Origin of the sequence: Mesorhizobium sp. B1-1-5, from assembly GCF_006443065.1 — a bacterium.
Lineage (GTDB): Bacteria > Pseudomonadota > Alphaproteobacteria > Rhizobiales > Rhizobiaceae > Mesorhizobium.
This window is the reverse complement of the sequence record NZ_VFWS01000438.1, coordinates 1-1,317: the sequence shown is the minus strand read 5'-3', so window position 1 is coordinate 1,317 and position 1,317 is coordinate 1. Positions and strand designations below refer to the sequence as shown.

The window sequence follows — 1,317 nt, the reverse complement described above, 5'->3', positions numbered from 1 at the left end:
CTGGCCAACCACGCCGCCTACTTCTCGACCGTCCATCGCCTGCTCAAGCCGGGCGGCATCTATCTGCATCATGCCATCACCAGGCGCAGCAAGGGCAGCATGAAGAAGACCTTGCGCAAGGGCTCGGAATACAAGGCGCTGATCAAATACATCTTCCCGGGTGGCGAGATCGACACGATCGGCATGACGTGCGGCAATCTGGAAGCACACGGCTTCCTCGTCCACGACGTCGAGAATCTGCGCGAGCACTACGCCCGCACCTGCCGGCTGTGGGCAGAGCGCCTGCATGCGCGCTTCGACGAGGCCATCGCCGAAGTGGGAGAAGCCAAGGCGCGGCTGTGGCTGCTTTACCTGGCCGGCTGTTCGATCGCCTTCGATCGTGCCTCGGCGCAGATTTTCCAGACGGTCGCCACCAAGCGGACGCGGGGCCCGAGCGGCTTGCCGCCGACGCGGGCGGACCTTTACCGGTAATTCAGGCGAATCGCATCCCGTCGCCGACCTTGACGCTGGCCGCGCGGTCGACGGTGCAGTAGACGCCGAGATTGTGCGCGTTATGACGCACCAGATTGCGCAGGATCGCCGGATCGTCGTCGAAACCGTCCTGGGCGATGATGGTGAAGCCGCAGCGGCGGCACGGCTCGGAAATGGTCAACAGCAGGTCGCCGACGGCGAGTTTCCTGCCGATCCATTCGGTTTCGGGGAAAGTGCCTTCGACCGCCGCCATGTCGATGACGATGTTGGGACGAAAGCGGCGCGGATCGGGAGTGCCTTGCGGATGCAGCGCCTTCAGGCGCGCCAGGGAGGCGGTGGTCAACAGATGGATCGGCGCCTTGCGGTAGCGCGCCTCGGTCAACGGGCCGGAATAGGCCGGCGGAGCGTTCTCCAGGCCGAACGGACGGATCGAGGCCGGAAAGCCTAGATAGTCGGAAACGGCACGGTCGCTTTCGGCGCCGGGCGCCGCCAGCCAATCTGCGCCGGGAATCGCGATCTCGAGCCCGCGGTCGCCCGTCAGCCGGGTGCGGATGCGCGGCACCTTGTGCCACTTCGGCTCGCGATCGGGCCGGGCGATCTCATTGTCGGAGGCATCGACCAGGCCGAACATGCGGTCGCCCTCGATGCTCTCGGTGCCGACCGCGATCGTCTCCAGGCGTTCGCCGGCGAGCGAACTCGCCGGATAGCGCCAGAGTTCGGCAACGCTGCCTATCGCTGCCATGGCCGGTGTCAGCCTTTCTTGTTCTGGCGGTTGGCGACGAGGTCGTCGACGACGGCCGGATCGGCGAGCGTCGAGGTATCGCCGAGCGCGCCGAAATCGTCCTC

At 66.1% G+C, this 1,317-nt stretch carries 2 protein-coding genes; one reads left to right on the top strand and one right to left on the bottom strand.

Annotation, left to right across the window (positions count from 1 at the left end):
• Positions 1–471, top strand: a 471-nt coding sequence (locus FJ980_RS32165) for a class I SAM-dependent methyltransferase (protein WP_181181390.1), incomplete at its 5' end; no start/stop codon positions are given.
• Between the two features lies 1 nt (position 472).
• Here the strand turns inward: FJ980_RS32165 and FJ980_RS32160 are convergent.
• Positions 473–1,213 (bottom strand): MOSC domain-containing protein, encoded by a 741-nt coding sequence (locus FJ980_RS32160; RefSeq protein WP_140547510.1) that lies wholly within the window; start codon positions 1,211–1,213, stop codon positions 473–475.
• Between the last annotated feature and the right edge of the window lie 104 nt (positions 1,214–1,317).

What these genes read in the sequence shown, in the direction of transcription:
- FJ980_RS32160 (WP_140547510.1), bottom strand. Translation starts at nt 1,213, where the DNA reads ATGGCAGCGATAGGCAGCGTTGCCGAACTCTGGCGCTATCCGGCGAGT.